This window comes from Lujinxingia vulgaris (assembly GCF_007997005.1).
Taxonomy (GTDB): domain Bacteria; phylum Myxococcota_A; class Bradymonadia; order Bradymonadales; family Bradymonadaceae; genus Lujinxingia.
Genome location: NZ_VOSL01000028.1, coordinates 1 through 14,510 on the forward strand (window position 1 = coordinate 1; position 14,510 = coordinate 14,510).

Sequence of the window (14,510 nt, forward strand, 5' to 3'; positions counted from 1 at the left end):
GTTCATTCTGAGCCAGGATCAAACTCTCCAGTTTGATTAGGATCCCCATCACCTTCGCTGCACCTAAGCAGTCGAAGTGGTGTGATGGATTTCGTAGTGCAGGTTGTATCGGTGTTGATTTGTTTTACGAACACTTTCGACATTACCAACGCGACCCGATACGACCCTGCCGGGTCATAGGTTTGCCGCTTTAAATAATGCCTTGCGCTCGTGTCACATGCGCTTGACGAGAACCTGTCGTTCGTACGCTCACGTCATGTAACTTCAACCCACCTGCACAGCATAAGCTCTTGACATTGCTTTGCTTGTAAAAACGCTTGCTGTCCGACAAGGCATTGAACATGCCCTGTCTGGATTCCTATGAACTTTTCAAAGAGCGTCGAGAGCTTGTCTCGACCTTGCCTCGCGTTTCGCCGTGTTTCTTTTTGGCGCCCCGTCGAGGGATGCGGAACTTACTGTCCGCGTTTGTTGCCGTCAAGTTGTTTTTCGAGAATTTTGAAAGTTTTCAACGTTTCGAAAAACCGTTCTGACGTTGCTCACTGCGGCCCGTGTTGGCGTCGCGTTGAGCGGAGGCGGTTTCTACGTTGCTGCGTTCGCCTCGTCAAGGATGTTTTCGCATCCTTTTTCCCTTTCGTTGCGAGCCGCGTTTGCGGCCCCCGTCGTCGGGAGGCGCTTTATGGGCGATGGCGCGAGTTCGGTCAAGGAGTTTTGCTGAATAGTTTTCCACAGCCCGCCCTTGTTGAGGCCTCCGGAGGCCGGCTTGACCCTCAATTTTCGCGCGTGTTAGAAGCCGCGGTGCCCTTTACGCGGCGAGTTTTCGGGCATTTCCGTGCCTCGAAAGGCTGGCCGCTTGACGATGTTCTTTGAGCTTTGACGGAGCTACCCATGTCTGTTCGCGTTCGCTTTGCGCCTTCTCCTACCGGCTACCTGCATATGGGTGGAGCGCGCACCGCGCTCTTTAACTACCTCTTCGCGCGTAAAGAAGGCGGGACCTTCGTGCTTCGCATTGAAGACACCGACCTTGAACGCAGCAAACCGGAGTACACCCAGGTGATCCTGGATGCGATGGAGTGGCTGGGCATGGCTCCCGATGAAGGGCCCTACTACCAGACGCAGCGTTTCGACCTCTATAAGGAGAAGATCGACGCGCTTCTGGCCGCCGGTCACGCCTATAAGTGCTTCTCAACTCCCGAGGAACTTGAGGCCGACCGCGAGAAGGCCCTGGCTGAGGGGCGTAAGCCGATGTACTCGCGCAAGTGGCGCGACCGCACCGACCACCCCGAGGGCGAACCCTTCGTTATCCGCATCAAGATGCCGCTGGAGGGCACGCTCACCATCGACGATATGGTGCAGGGCACGGTCACTGTCGACGTCAAAGAGCTCGACGACTTCATCATCGCGCGCAGTGACGGCTCACCGACCTACAACTTCGTGGTCGTCGTGGATGACGCCACGATGAACATCAGCCACGTGATCCGGGGCAACGACCACCTCAACAACACCTTCCGGCAGATCCCGGTCTACCAGGCGCTGGGCTACGACATCCCGACCTTTGGGCACCTCCCGCTTATTGACGGGTTGAGCAAGCGAAAGGGCTCCGCCTCGGTGCAGGTCTACCGCGAGCAGGGCTTTTTGAAAGAGGCGATTGTCAACTACATCAGCCGCCTGGGCTGGTCGCATGGCGATCAGGAGATCTTTACGATGGCCGAGCTCGAGTCCTTCTTCGGCTTTGACCACGTGGGACGCAGTTCGTCGACCTTTGATCAGGACAAGTTCCTGTGGGTGAACTCGGAGTGGATGAAACGTCTGGAGCCGAAAGAGCTCGCCAGTCGCTGGTTGCCCTACCTTCAGGAGGCCGGGTACTCGGTGGAACTCGACGATCGACTCATCGCGATCACCGCGCTGATGCGCGACCGGGTCAACACCATGGTCGCGCTCACCGAGGAAAGCCATTACTTCTTCACGGAAGACGTCACCTACGACGAGAAAGCCTCCAAGAAATGGCTAAAAGCCGGGGGCCTGGAGGGTTTTGCCGCGCTGGTGGAGCGTCTGAGCGCGCTAGAAGACTGGAGCGCCCCGGCGATCGAGGCTGTTTATAAAGAGGTGATGGCCGAGTTTGAGCTCGGAATGGCGAAGGTCGCACAACCCACACGCATCGCGCTGACCGGCGCCACCAACAGCCCCTCGGTCTACGATCTTGTGGCCACCTTCGACCGGGACATCGCCATCGCCCGCCTGCAGAAAGGGCTCGCCTATTACAGCGAGTATGTCGGCGATGCCTGATCGTCGACGATCACGGGGCATCTCGACCAGGGCAGCCTGGGTGATGATGGCGTTAGCGCTTCAGGCCTGTGCCAGCGTGCAGTCGCATCCGTCGGAGGCGCTGAGCTGGCGCACGCCGCACTCCTTTGAGCCGGTCGAGGCTCAGGCCCCTGCGCTTTTCGAGGCGCAGGGGCGCCGGAGCACCGCAGCGGTGTATCGACTCGAACACGCCTATGCCCCGGCGCAGGCGTTGGCAGCGTACCGGCTCACGTTGCAACGCGACCGGCTCGCGAGCGTCCATGACACCTTTGACACAGAGCCCGCCGGACCGGGCCAATGGTGGATCGAGCAATCGCGAGACGCTCAGCTCATCAGTCGCGCGTTGATCACGACCACCTCCCGCGCGACCTGGGTGGTGCGTTTGCAGAGTGGTGGCGAAGACGACACCCGGCGATCGCGAAAGACGCTAAGCGCTCTGGCGCGTGGTATCTCCCCGGAGCTGCGCCCGGTTGAGAACGCGTCGGCAGACCTCCCCCTCGGCCAGGCACTCGGCGCTCCGGACGTCGTCTCGCTCGCCCCTCCCGACGCCTCCGGGGTGCCCCGCCGCGCCCAACTCCGAGCCATCACCGCCCCCCTCACCCTCATCGAGGGGTACGCGCTGGCCGAGCCCTTAACCTATGCCCTCTCTGCCGAGGCCTACCTGGCCCTGCTCATGGAGCGCTACGCCGAACAGCTCCCCGTGCCCGCCGATTCAACACCCGCTGCGGCGCCTTGCGGCCCCTCCTGTCAGACGGCAACCCTCAGCAACGAGGCATGGACCTACGTCCTTGTCGCAACGACCTCGGGCGCGGAGGCCCGCCATCTTCTCCTCTGGCATCCCGGCTGGAGCGACGCACCGTCCTTTTTGGCGCCCCGAGATGCCTGGCTCGACGACTTCAGCCAGCGCGCCGTAGACGTCATCGAGGTCCCACAGCGATGAGCCAGGACGACTTCTCCCAGCGCGTATACTGGCTCGTCTCGCGCATCCCCTTTGGATGCGTGGCGACCTACGGTCAGATCGCCGGCTACGCCGGAAGCCCGCGCGCCGCACGCGCCGTCGGTACCCTGCTGCGCCACGCCCTGGAGAACGTGGGGGATCTCCCCTGGCAGCGCGTGATCAACGCCCGGGGGCGCGTCTCGTTTAAAGGCGACCTGGGGCGCGCCGAATTGCAACGCGCGCTCTTAGAGGCCGAAGGTGTACGTTTCGACGACAAAGGCCGCTGCGACCTCAACACCTACCGCTGGCAACCTCGGGAGATCTTCTGGGATGTCGACTAAACCTCCTCAACGCTCCTCCGGATCCGTCATCATCGCGCTGGTGGTCGCTGCAGCCGGCCTGGTGATGGCCCTCGTCTTCCCCCGCAGCGATGCGCCGGCACTTCCCGCGGAGGTCGCCGCGGTGGTGGCGGAGCATCCCGCGCCGATCCTACTCGTCACCCATCACGTCGCCTACCGCGCGCTGCGCACGCATCCAGACCTCGCATCGCGTCCGGTCGCGCTGCTCTCGAGCTGGCCGCCGAGCTCGCTGGTGTTGAGCTATCGCGACGACTCCGAGCGCTTTGCAGACGCCGGGATGACCCGGGTGAGCGGCCAGGACGGCTGGGCGATCTGGGAGCCCGCCAAACTGAACGCCCTCCCCATCTTCGATCTGGCGCGCGTTGAGACCCTGGACGCCCAAGGCCAGGCGACGCCCTGCCCCCGTGATGACGCCGGCTTTGCCCGCTGCGGAGAACCCGACTGGATGCGCCCTGGACCACGCCAGGTCGAGGTCGATGGCGAGCGCGTCACCTGCAACTGGGCGCATCCGCTGCCCGGCAGAACACTGCGCATCGCCTACCCCGAGATGCCCACCCGCGATGATCAGGGCCGCACACTCACGCTGCTCACCGGCCTGCGCGACTCCTCGGTCGGTACCGGGGTGCCCGTTGAAGTGAGCGTGACGTGGGGGGAGGCGCAACTTCACCACACCCACCGCGATCGCCGAGGCTGGCAGGCGCTCCCCCTACCCGACGACGCGGACACTGCCGCGTTAACGCTGGACATCTTCGCCACCAACCCCGGTCGGCGTCACTTCTGCTACCGATTCGAGTACCGCTGATGCGACCCGTACCCACCACGCCCTTTCCTCTCTCCAACCGCGCGCTGCTGGCAGCGATCGGCATCATCGCGGCGGCTCTGGTGGCCACCCTGGGCTACCGCGGCACCACGCCCGACGGACTCGCCATGCTGGAGCGCGGTCTTACGCGCGCCCAGGGCCTGCGCACAGGCGATCTCGGCGCGCTTCTCAGCCTCGAAGGTATCTATGTGGCCGACCTGGCCGCGACCTTCTTCAGCGCCATCACCCCCGCGTTCGCCGCCCGCTGGATGCACCTTCTGAACATCGCGTGCGTCGCACTCTCCACCCTGTTCGTCGGCGCGATGGCGCTTCGGCTGGGAGGCCCTCGCAGCGCTCTAGCCGCCGCTCTCGTCGCCCTCTGCGCGCTGCCCTGGCTGGGGCTCGCTGGCGCCCACGCGCCTGATGCGATGATCGTGACGCTCACGCTGGCCTTTCTCTGGTTGTGGACAGCGCCGACCATCCATCCTCTTGGCATCGCGGCTGCCGCGACCTTGCTCGCGATGCTCGGGCTCAGCTGGATCGGCGCCTTCGCGCTGGCGGTTCTCCTTGTGGCGGCGGAACTTCTCGGCGATCGCGACGCGGCAGGCGGCATCATCCTTCGTCTCGATCACCTGCTGATTCTTATCTTCGGCACCGCCCTCTTTCTGGCCTTTCCCGGCTTCTGGCCCGACCCGGCCCAGACGCTCCCCGACGTCTTTCTGGAACCGCTGCTGGCCAGCGGCCCCGAACTTGTCTACCGGGGGCACACGTACCCGCCGGCTCGCCCGCCGCTGACCATCGGGCTGATGACCTGGGTGGAGGCGACCTCTCCGGCAGTGCTCGTGGCGATGCTCTTGGGGCTCTACCTGGCGAGGCCCTGGCGGTGGCTGAGGGAGCAGCGCCTGGCGCGTGCGCTCGTGGCGCTCCTCCTGGCCAGTGTCCTGCTGCCCTGGCTTGCTCGCGGCCCCTCGGCCTGGGGCGTGGAGATGAGCGCGCTTGCCATTGCCGCCCTCGCGATTCTATGTGCTCCGGGTCTCGCCCACCTCACTGAGCTCGAACAAGGCTCGAAGCGTACGCCCGGGTTCGCCCGAACACGTCTGGCGCTGGTTGCGGGCTTGATCGCCGTATCGATCGCGCCGGCCTTCTTCGGCCCCCCGGATGTCTTTGAGGCGACGCGCTACCCCCTGCCCTCGCGCGTCTTCAGCGGGCCTGCTGCCCACGACGCTCCGGCACGCACGGCGCTGCTGCCCGTCGACTTTCTCGCCGAAGCGCACAAAGCGCATGGCGCCATCAACCCCGGTGAGTTTCGGGCGACGACGGACCTCTACGTGGCCATGGGTGCGCTCTCGCCAGCGGCTATCGCCCCGTCCGAGACAACCGAAGACCTCCCGCGCCTCATCGCCCTGCCTCAGTTTGGAGCGGGCCCCACCTGGCGCGCTGTCGGCGCGGGCAGCGCCTGGCGCCCGGGCACGCTCGCGCCACTGGAAGGCGGTGGTCATTACGGCGTGCTCCTGCCACCACCCGCCACTGAGACGCCCTCCGAACCCTGGGCGATCGCGCCCTGACGTCGAAGCGCGTCGATCGCTTCAGACGTATAGCCCAGCGCGTTCAACACCTCCTCCGTATGTTCACCATGCTCGGGAGCCGGGCGATGCGCCGCCACGTCGTTGCCGTCGGCGACGACGCGGACTGGCGAGCGAACCTGACGCACGCCCTGCAGCTCGAAGAAGACGTTGCGGGCCTGGTAGATGGCATCATCGACCAGCTCCCCGAGCTCGCGCACCGGCTCAACACAGCAGTCCACCTCTCCCAGCATCTGCTCCCAATGGGATTGCGGCTGACTTCGGAAGATCGACGCGAGCTCGGCAGCGACCTCCTCGCCATCCTCACCGCTGAGCATCCCTCGACCCGAGAGCTCCGGCTTCTTCAGCGCCCCGATCAGGGCCTCCCAGAACTTCGGCTCCAGCGCGGCGACCGCCATATAGCGCCCGTCGGCCGTCTCATAGACGCGGTAGCAGGGAAGCCCCCCGCTGAGCATGCCCTGGCCCGGGGCCATCGCCTCGCCAGCGGCCCGCATCGCAATGGCCGGCGCCATCAGGCTCAACGCCCCCTCGCTCATCGAGATGTCCAGCCACGCCCCCTCTCCGCTGCGACTTCGGGCAAAGAGCGCCCCGCAGATCCCCAGCGCCGCATAGAGCGCGCCCCCGGCCAGATCCGCCACCTGGTAGCCCGGCACCACCGGCGCCTCACCGGCGCGCGCGTTCTGATCAAGCAGCCCGGCGCGCGCCACGAAGTTCAGATCGTGACCGGCCCTATCGCGCGCCGGGCCGCTCTGCCCGAACCCCGAAACCGAGCAGATCACAAGCCCCGGGAAGCGCTCCCGCAGCCCCTGCGGATCGAGCCCCAGCCGCGCCATCACCCCCGGGCGAAAGCTCTCCAGAAGCACGTCGCGATCCTCAAGCAGCCGCTCCAGGACCTCTCGCCCCTGCGCGCACTTCAGATCCAGGGTCATCGAGCGCTTGTTGCGGTTTACGCTGGCATAAAACGCCCCCACCCCATCGACCAACGGCGGGTAGTAGCGGGCGTAGTCGCCTCCGCGCGGATCTTCGATCTTGAGCACATCGGCGCCCATATCCGCCAGCAAGAGCGAGGCGAAGGGACCGGGCAGAAGTCGGCTCAGATCAAGGACCTTCACGCCTTTTAAGAACGTGGTCTCAGGGGCAGCATGCGACGTTTCGCTCATCTCTCTCTCCTGCGTCCAGAATGCTCAGTAGGCCTGCGGTGCAGACACAAAAAAGCGCACGCCGAACGCGATGTCGGGTGCGCCTTCAATGGCCCGAGCCGGGCGAGTCGCCCGGCTCAACGCGCGATCAACCGATGAAGTTCTGAAGCTTCATCGCCAGACCCATGTTCCCCTGGATCTTGATCTTGTTCATCATGAAGGCCTGGGGGCCGGAGAGGCGGCCTTCCCACATGTCGACAAAATCGCCGTCCTTCATGGTGATGCTGCAATCCGCTTCGGCGTTCTCACCTTCGCTGACGAAGTCTTCATCTTTGGTGAAGTCGAGCGTCCAGGTGCCACCATCATCGCCGGTGATGTTGAAGACATACACGGCGTTGGTGGACTTGGCCTTGTCCGGGCTCTCTTTAAGGTTGGCGGGAAGCACTTCTTCGAAGATCGAGCGGGCGGTCAGATCAGACATCGTATGCTCCTGAGCATCTAAGCGGTTAACTTCGACCTGATTATGAAACGCTCGGGCTGGTCACGGCCCGCTGAGCGTTTACTCACAACATGAATCGGCGCTTTAGCTAGCACGGCGCCCCGGCCGCTGCAAGGTGGGAGCTTGCCGCGCGGCGCGGGCGAAGTCTATAAACCGCTGGCGAGGCGGCAAGCTCACTTCGTTACGATTTCCCCTGCGGGGCACCTATGAGCACCAACGCGCGACTGCTGGTCGCCTACAAAAAGAGCCGCTACGAGCAATACGTCCTCGATCAGGGCGACCAGGCCGTCGCGCACCTCATCGACGAGGGGCACGTCAGCGTCGCTCGCCTGCGTGCCTCGCACCGCGCGCACCAGCAGAGCCTGGAGACGATTCTGGAGCATCTGAGCGCCCGGGGCGTTGATTTCGAGGCCTGCTACCGGGGCGACGTCACAGACACCTCCGGCTACGACCTCATCATCGCCGTCGGGGGAGATGGCACCGTCCTCGATCTCTCCCACCGCATCGTCGAGACGCCGATGCTGGCGATCAACAGCGATCCTGCGGCGAGCGTGGGCTACTTCTGCGCCGGGTTTGCGTCTGATTTTCAGCGCCTTCTCGAACGCACGCTGACCGACGACTGGGAGCCGACCCGGCTGCGACGCTTTTTCGTCTGCCTCAATGGCGAGCAGGTCGGGCCTCCGGTGCTCAACGACGTCTTGATCACGCATGCCAACCCGGCCGCCGTCTCGACCTACCTGCTCAAGGTCGGCAACCACCCGATCGAGGGGCAGAAGTCCAGCGGCATCTGGTTCGCAACCCCGGCCGGATCAACGGCAGCGATCCGCTCGGCGGGTGGCTACGTGCTGCCTTTTCGCAGCCAGAGTTTTCAATACCTGGTGCGCGAGCCCTATCCGCCCGCGCAGGGGGGCTACCGCTTTCTTAAGGGGCTGGTCCCCATGCACGAGCCCTTCGAGGTCGTCTCGCGCATGCGGGAGGGGCGCATCTTTCTCGACGGCCCCCACCTGGCCCTGGAGTTCGGCGTGGGGGCGACGCTGACCATCGATCCCGATGCGCCTCCCCTGCTCCTCTACGGGCTGGAGGAAGAGCGCCGCACGGCTTAAGCGCGCTGCCCTCACCGGGCTGCCCGAGCCCTCCTCTGCGAAAGTGACGCCGATGGTGACAAAAATCTTGTCGACCGATCCGCCTGTGCTACGGTCCGGTTGTGACCCGCGACGCTTTGCGACACGAAGCGACGCGATGGCGCAACCCTGAATCACGAGCTGGAACGCACGATGAGCCGACGACGACATTCAAAACCTGAACGCGGGCTGAGCGCAGGCCGACTGATCCTCGGGACCACGGTGTTAGCTCTGGTGTTTAGCGCCGGGCTGATCGCCGGTCAGCGCATCATGCTCGAAGACAGCCTCCCTCCCCTGGTGTCGGTGGGGCAGCCGGCGCTGGCCAGCCAGCGCCTGGCCCCGACGCAAGTCGCCGCCAAAGGCGATGACGCCGACGCCGAGACGAGCACTCCGCGCGACGCGATCTTCTCCTTTTACGAGAGCCTTACTCGCCCCGAGGCGCGCCCCCTGATCACGCGCAAGAATGCCGGGCAACCCGAGACGGCGGCCCCCGTCGCGGCGCCAAAACCCGTCGCTGAGAAGGTCGCCGAGCCAGAGCCCGAAGCGCCCACACCGCCGACCCCGGCCGAGGAGCCTCAACGCGCAGCGGCCGCCCCGGCTCCGGTTGAACAGGCTGCCGCTGAACCCGCCGACGTCGCGGCCACCGAGGAGGTTGAAGCCGCTCGCTACACCCTCCAGGTGGCCTCACACCCGACGATGGAGCGCGCCCGCGCCGAGATGGACAAGCTCAGCGCTCAGGGCCTCGCGCCGCACGTGATCGCCGCCGACATCCCCGGCCAGGGCAAGTTCTACCGGGTGCGCATCGGCAAGTTCGCCACCGTCGAGCAAGCCCGCGCGCATCAGTCCCAGCTTGAGCGCACCCGTGAGGTCCGCACCTTTGTGACGCCGCTCTAAGTTCGGGTTGTGTGACGACACAAAAAAGCCCGCGCCCCCAGATGGGGAGCGCGGGCTTTTTTGTGTCGCTGGCGAGCATCACCGTGGCGACGCGCGCTCAGATCAGCTCGACGTACTCCAGGTCCCCGACCGGCCCTTTTCCTTTGCGAATCAACTGCGGGAGGTCTCCGGAGAAATCGATCACCGTGGAGGGCTCCGGGAAGACGTAGCCCCCGTCGACAATCAGATCCACGGAGTGCCCGTAGAGCTCCTGAATCGTCCAGGGGTCCGGGATCAGCTCACCATCGGGGTGTGTGGCGCTGGTGTTGGCCACCGGGTTGCCCAGCGCCTCGATCAGCGCCAGCGCGATGGGGCTCTCGGGCACACGGATGCCCACAGTCTTACGCTTGTTGAGCATCACCCTGGGCACCAGCTTGGTCGCCTCGAGAATAAAGGTGTAAGGCCCGGGCAGCATCCGCCGCAGCGTGCGGTAGGCGAAGTCGTTAACCAGCGCGTACTCCGAGATGTTGCTCAGGTCGCGGCAGATGAACGAGAGGGGGCTGTGGTCGGGCTGGCCTTTGATCTCGCGCACCAGCGACTGCAGGCGCTCGACAGCCTTCTTATTAAAGATGTCGCAACCGATGCCGTAGACGGTATCGGTGGGGTAGGCGACCAGCCCCCCGCTCTTGAGCACCTCGACGACCTGGTCGACGCGACGCGGCTGGGGATATTCGGGGTTTAGCTCAATGATCATGGGTTTAAGATCCCGCCGCGGTGTCGCGCGGCAACGTAATCGTGGGTTTCTCAGGATGCGGCCTGTAGAGCACCAGGGTGTGCCCGATCTTCTGGGCGAGCTGTGCGCCGGTGCCGGCGACGATGGCCTCGGCAGCCTCCACCATTCCGTCGCCTTCATGGATCTTAACCTTGATCAGTTCATGGGCCAGCAGCTGCGCGCTGACGTTCTCGATCAGGTTCTCGCTGATCCCCTTCTGCCCCACGTAGACCAGAGGCTTCAGCGAGTGCGCGAGCGTGCGCAGGTAGCGACGTTGCTTGCCGGTGAGGCGAGGGCTCAGGCGCTGGACCAGGCCGGCGCTCGATGAAGAAGTTGATGCTGTCATGCGTCGTTCCTTGGAGGAATGAGGGTCGAATCGAGCGCCCTTATAGAGAGTTCTGCGCGAGCGGGCAACCGCCCGGACCACCGGCCCCTGCCACCGTCGGCTTGGCCTGCTTCATAGCGACGTGTACGATACCGCGCGTTCGGCTCCACGAGGTTTCGGGCCGGCTTTCGCGCTAAGACCCCTGCGTTGAGGAATGTCTGTGAAATACTGCCCAACCTGTAAGGCGCAATTTGAGGGCGAGGAGATCTTCTGTCCCCATGACGGCACCCGGTTGCTGACGAAGAAGAGCGAGACGCCCGGCCGCCTGGCGGGCTCCTCACTCCACGGTGTGGTCAACCTGGAGGCGTTCCTCCGTACCGACCACCTGGGCGAGCTCTACCGGGGGCGAATGCTCAACGATGGGACCGACGTGCAGGTGCGGGTATTCCATCGCACCTACCCCACTGCCTCGCTGGCCCGGGCCCGCACGTCATTGGAGACGTTAAAGTCTCACTCGCCGCTTCCGCCTCAGATCTTGAGCGCCGCCGGACTGTTCACACAGCAGCTACCACACTTCATCGCCGAAGAGCTCGCCGACGGAGACTCGCTGGCTCAAACGCTGAAGGCGCACGGACCGCTTCCCTGGCGCGAGGCGCTGGAGATGGGCTGCAAGCTTGCGCGAGCGCTGGATTGGCTCTGCGAGCAGGGCATCTCGCCAATGGGGGTTAGCCCTTCGTCGGTTTACCTTCAGCCAGACCACTCCGGAATTCAGGTCGGGGGTTGGCTGCTGGGTGAGCTGGCTGGCGAGCTGCCTGCGATCGACGACTCCACCCCGCGTGAGGCGTTGCCGGTGTGGCTGGACTGCGTCGCTCCCGAACTTCTGCGAGATCCGGCTTCCAACCCCAGGGCGGCCGCCGTCTTCTCGGCAGGCGCCCTGATCTATTATGCCCTCACTGGCGAGTCTCCCCTTCCGGCCGACGCAACCCCTGTACAGCTGATAGAGGTGGAGCGCTACCCGGACGTTCCCTCGTTCGACAGCGTCGATCTGAGTGATGCACCCGATGCGCTGGTCGATCTTCTACGCATGAGCCTCGCGCGCGACCCGGCGCGTCGTTTTCAGGCGCCCGGCGCCATCATCGCTGCGCTCTCAAACATCCTCGGGAGCTCCCCCGACGAGGTCGCGCCTCCCCTTGCTCCGGCCTCGAAGGCCGTCTTCGACCGACCCGGCCAGACCGGACCCCAGGCGTTGCCGGCCTTCACCTCGCCACAGACGGGCGATGACGCCGCCATCGACAGCGTCGGGCAGACCGAGCCCCAGCACGAGCGCCACACCATGCTGGGCATGCCAGCGGTGGCCCACGCCGAAGATCAGGAGACCGACGCGTCGCTGTCTTCCGAAGACATCCCTCCCCGCGTCATCATTGATGATCCCGGTGAGGGCCGCCCCCCGGTGACCACAGCCCCCTATGGCGAGGGAGCCTTCGACGAGCCGGAAGAGCCCGGCGCGCGCACCGCTCCTCTCAACGCAGTCGCGCCCGCAGACGAGGCCAGCGCGGAGGAAAGCTCCTCATCGTCGAGCGACGCTCAAGCACACGCCACCGCGAGCACCGAACCTCTCAACGCCGTTCGTCGAAGCGAGAATCGCAGCGATGCAACAGCTGACGCGTCCGACGAAGATTCACCTCCGACGAGCGCTGGTGAGGACGAAACGAGCGAGCCCTCCGACGACGAAGATGCCTCGGAGAGCGCCGAGAAGAAAACCCTGATGATGACGGCCGTCTCGGTGCAGACCCTGGCTGACGAAGTAGACGCGGCCGACAAGAGCGAGGCCGCGCCAGAGGATGCGTCGCAAGATGTCGCCGCCTCGGAAGATAAATCGGCTTCATCGGGAGACGACGCCGCACGCCAGTCCGGAGAAGCCACCGCGGGCCCCGCGTCCACGCGCGACGACGCCGCAGGCCCGTCCATCGTCGTCGCCGACGATCTTCAGGACGGCGCGCCGGGCCCTGAAACCGACGCGGACGTCTCGAAGAATGCGAACGCCTCGTCGCCGAGCTCGCCTGATGAAGCATCCATCGTGGTGGACGACGCACTCAAAGACGAGGAGCCGCAGGAGTCCACCGACCCGAGCGCCGACGCGCGCGCCGACGCCGCGAAGGTCTCAACCGCGCGAAACGCCGCCGTCGCCGACGACGTCGGCAAGCTCAACATCGGCTTTGTCAGCGCCTCTCGTAGCGCGACCACCGAGGACGTTGACGAGGGGTGGTTCTCCGACTCCGAGGACGCCTGGGCCGACGAAGCCCTGCGCGAGGCGCAGGAGCGCACGCGAACCCGGGAGAAGCTCGCCCGCGTGCTCATCGTGCTGCTCCTGGTGGCCGCCTTCATCGCCGTGCTGGTGTTCACGCAGAGCTATGAGCCGCAGGAGGAGACCGAACCCGCCACCAGCGAGCGCGAAGCCGGTGAGCCCACCGTCGATCTGGAGCGCCTGGAAGCCCAGTATGAAGATGCGCTGGCGCGCGGGGCGCTGATTCACCCCCGCTCCAACAGCGCGCTGCAATACCTGACCGATCTCAAGAGGCACGCCCCGGAGCGCTACGAGGCGCAGCGCGGCGATTTTGTGGTGGCGGCCGATGAGGCCAGCCGCCAGGCGGAATCCGAGGAGCGCTGGCAGGCCGCGCGCGACCTCTCCGGATTTGCCAGCCAGCACGCCCCCGACGACGCCGCACTCCGACAGCGCGCCGAGGCCGTTCAGGCGCGCTACGTGGCGACCCTGGAGGGGGACGCCCCCGGCTCGGTCGCAGACTCCAACTCCGAGGAGCATGAGAGCGCGGCCCCCTCTCCTCGACCGTCTGACGATTCACCGAAAGCCGAGAGGCCGCGATCCGAGCCCACCCCGAAGTTCGACGCGGAGGCCTCCTACCGCGAAGGCCGTCAGGCCTACGCCCGCGGCGACTTCGACGCCGCTCGCGCCGCGTTTGAGCGCACGCTGAGCGCCTCCCCGAACCACGCCGGCGCCAACGCCGGGTTGGGTCAGATCCTCTTCGACCAGGCCAACATGCGCGACGCCGAGCGCTATCAACTCCGCGCCGTCCAGGCTCGCCCCGACAACATCGAGTACCGCCTGCAGCTGGGCACGGTCTACTTCCGCCTGGAGCGCTTTCAGGACGCCATCCGCACCTGGGAGGAAGTCCTCAACCGCGATCCGAACAACTCCGACGCGCAGCGCTTCATTGAGCTTGCGCAGCGCCGCGTGAACTAAAGCTCGCTCCAGGTATCGCCGGCGGTCAGGAGTTTCCTTCGGGCGCAACCCATACCTCGAAAGCGGTACAATCCACGCTAGAATCCGGGCAAAAAAAGGGCTCACCGCAAGCCTGACGTTCGGTCAGTCGCGATGAGCCTGGGTACTAAAACCCTCCATTACTGGCTCCTCAATGAGATGCCTTGTACACGATCGTGCGGTGGTCTGCGAGCAGACGACACTTCGCGCTGAACTGGTCCAGGCTTAACCCCAGATCGTTCTGGTGTCGGGCCCAGTAGCGCAACATCGCACGCTTGGCATCAAGTCGGGTTTCACCGATGAAGACGATCTCGTCCTTCACGGCGGGCTGCTTTCCGGTCTGTTCCGACGAGGAAAAGACCTTTCCAATCAGTTGGATAACCCCATGTTGGTTCTCCTTTTTGTCAAAGACCACGCCCGCTCACTGCGCGGACGACTGACCAAACAACGCTCGCTGCATCGAAGTATTCCGGCGCGTTGAGCAGCGCGAAGAATGCACACCAGACCCCGAAATGTCAATGGTGG

Annotated in this window: 13 protein-coding genes; 8 read left to right on the plus strand and 5 right to left on the minus strand. The window is 65.0% G+C overall.

The genetic code is table 11. The features are described from left to right. The first annotated feature begins 885 nt into the window (after positions 1 to 885). Genes gltX through FRC96_RS06555 form a run of 5 tightly spaced genes read left to right on the plus strand, consistent with a single transcriptional unit; the run spans position 886 to position 5,961 of the window. Complete coding sequence (gltX, locus tag FRC96_RS06535) at positions 886 to 2,283, plus strand: glutamate--tRNA ligase (RefSeq protein WP_146973703.1); 1,398 nt, start codon at positions 886 to 888, stop codon at positions 2,281 to 2,283. Positions 2,284 to 2,326: 43 nt separating this feature from the next. Continuing rightward, complete coding sequence (locus FRC96_RS06540; RefSeq protein ID WP_146973704.1) at positions 2,327 to 3,241, plus strand: hypothetical protein; 915 nt, start codon at positions 2,327 to 2,329, stop codon at positions 3,239 to 3,241. Beyond that, positions 3,238 to 3,579: an MGMT family protein gene (locus tag FRC96_RS06545; RefSeq protein WP_146973705.1), complete on the plus strand. Its 342-nt coding sequence runs from the start codon at positions 3,238 to 3,240 to the stop codon at positions 3,577 to 3,579. The genes FRC96_RS06540 and FRC96_RS06545 overlap by 4 nt, the downstream gene beginning before the upstream one ends. Beyond that, positions 3,569 to 4,399 (plus strand): hypothetical protein, encoded by an 831-nt coding sequence (locus FRC96_RS06550; protein WP_146973706.1) that lies wholly within the window; start codon positions 3,569 to 3,571, stop codon positions 4,397 to 4,399. Before FRC96_RS06545 ends, FRC96_RS06550 begins: the two co-directional genes overlap by 11 nt. Then, a complete protein-coding gene (locus tag FRC96_RS06555) occupies positions 4,399 to 5,961 on the plus strand; it encodes a hypothetical protein (protein ID WP_146973707.1) in 1,563 nt (520 codons plus the stop codon). Before FRC96_RS06550 ends, FRC96_RS06555 begins: the two co-directional genes overlap by 1 nt. Here FRC96_RS06555 and FRC96_RS06560 read toward each other — a convergent pair. Together FRC96_RS06560 and FRC96_RS06565 are read right to left on the minus strand one after the other, a co-directional pair. After that, positions 5,895 to 7,139, minus strand: a complete 1,245-nt coding sequence (locus tag FRC96_RS06560; RefSeq protein WP_146973708.1) for a CaiB/BaiF CoA transferase family protein — start codon at positions 7,137 to 7,139, stop codon at positions 5,895 to 5,897. The two genes, FRC96_RS06555 and FRC96_RS06560, sit on opposite strands and share 67 nt — an antisense overlap. Before the next feature lie 127 nt (positions 7,140 to 7,266). Beyond that, a complete protein-coding gene (locus FRC96_RS06565; RefSeq protein ID WP_146973709.1) occupies positions 7,267 to 7,599 on the minus strand; it encodes an SCP2 sterol-binding domain-containing protein in 333 nt (110 codons plus the stop codon). Between the two features lie 224 nt (positions 7,600 to 7,823). Here FRC96_RS06565 and FRC96_RS06570 point away from each other — a divergent pair, with 224 nt between their 5' ends. Next, the gene (locus FRC96_RS06570) at positions 7,824 to 8,720 is read left to right on the plus strand and encodes an NAD(+)/NADH kinase (RefSeq protein ID WP_146973710.1); all 897 of its coding nucleotides are present in this window, start codon (positions 7,824 to 7,826) and stop codon (positions 8,718 to 8,720) included. A gap of 171 nt (positions 8,721 to 8,891) precedes the next feature. Further along, entirely contained in the window at positions 8,892 to 9,632 is a 741-nt protein-coding gene (locus FRC96_RS06575; RefSeq protein WP_146973711.1) for an SPOR domain-containing protein, read from the plus strand. 97 nt (positions 9,633 to 9,729) lie between these two features. Here FRC96_RS06575 and FRC96_RS06580 read toward each other — a convergent pair whose 3' ends face one another. Continuing rightward, positions 9,730 to 10,365 (minus strand): L-threonylcarbamoyladenylate synthase, encoded by a 636-nt coding sequence (locus FRC96_RS06580; protein WP_146973712.1) that lies wholly within the window; start codon positions 10,363 to 10,365, stop codon positions 9,730 to 9,732. 4 nt (positions 10,366 to 10,369) lie between these two features. After that, positions 10,370 to 10,729, minus strand: coding sequence for a ribosome assembly RNA-binding protein YhbY (gene yhbY, locus FRC96_RS06585; protein ID WP_146973713.1), 360 nt, complete (start codon positions 10,727 to 10,729; stop codon positions 10,370 to 10,372). Between the two features lie 199 nt (positions 10,730 to 10,928). On the opposite strand from yhbY, the gene FRC96_RS06590 reads away from it, so the two are divergent. Further along, positions 10,929 to 13,967, plus strand: a complete 3,039-nt coding sequence (locus tag FRC96_RS06590) for a tetratricopeptide repeat protein (RefSeq protein ID WP_230469948.1) — start codon at positions 10,929 to 10,931, stop codon at positions 13,965 to 13,967. A 169-nt stretch (positions 13,968 to 14,136) separates the two neighbouring features. On the opposite strand, the gene FRC96_RS06595 is transcribed toward FRC96_RS06590, so the two are convergent. Beyond that, the gene (locus FRC96_RS06595; RefSeq protein ID WP_146973715.1) at positions 14,137 to 14,400 is read right to left on the minus strand and encodes a hypothetical protein; all 264 of its coding nucleotides are present in this window, start codon (positions 14,398 to 14,400) and stop codon (positions 14,137 to 14,139) included. Positions 14,401 to 14,510 lie beyond the last annotated feature (110 nt).

Bases quoted from the DNA above. Each gene is read 5' to 3' on its own strand.
- gltX (WP_146973703.1), top strand. From the start codon at position 886: ATGTCTGTTCGCGTTCGCTTTGCGCCTTCTCCTACCGGCTACCTGCAT.
- FRC96_RS06540 (WP_146973704.1), top strand. From the start codon at position 2,327: ATGATGGCGTTAGCGCTTCAGGCCTGTGCCAGCGTGCAGTCGCATCCG.
- FRC96_RS06545 (WP_146973705.1), top strand. From the start codon at position 3,238: ATGAGCCAGGACGACTTCTCCCAGCGCGTATACTGGCTCGTCTCGCGC.
- FRC96_RS06550 (WP_146973706.1), top strand. From the start codon at position 3,569: ATGTCGACTAAACCTCCTCAACGCTCCTCCGGATCCGTCATCATCGCG.
- FRC96_RS06555 (WP_146973707.1), top strand. From the start codon at position 4,399: ATGCGACCCGTACCCACCACGCCCTTTCCTCTCTCCAACCGCGCGCTG.
- FRC96_RS06560 (WP_146973708.1), bottom strand. From the start codon at position 7,139: ATGAGCGAAACGTCGCATGCTGCCCCTGAGACCACGTTCTTAAAAGGC.
- FRC96_RS06565 (WP_146973709.1), bottom strand. From the start codon at position 7,599: ATGTCTGATCTGACCGCCCGCTCGATCTTCGAAGAAGTGCTTCCCGCC.
- FRC96_RS06570 (WP_146973710.1), top strand. From the start codon at position 7,824: ATGAGCACCAACGCGCGACTGCTGGTCGCCTACAAAAAGAGCCGCTAC.
- FRC96_RS06575 (WP_146973711.1), top strand. From the start codon at position 8,892: ATGAGCCGACGACGACATTCAAAACCTGAACGCGGGCTGAGCGCAGGC.
- FRC96_RS06580 (WP_146973712.1), bottom strand. From the start codon at position 10,365: ATGATCATTGAGCTAAACCCCGAATATCCCCAGCCGCGTCGCGTCGAC.
- yhbY (WP_146973713.1), bottom strand. From the start codon at position 10,729: ATGACAGCATCAACTTCTTCATCGAGCGCCGGCCTGGTCCAGCGCCTG.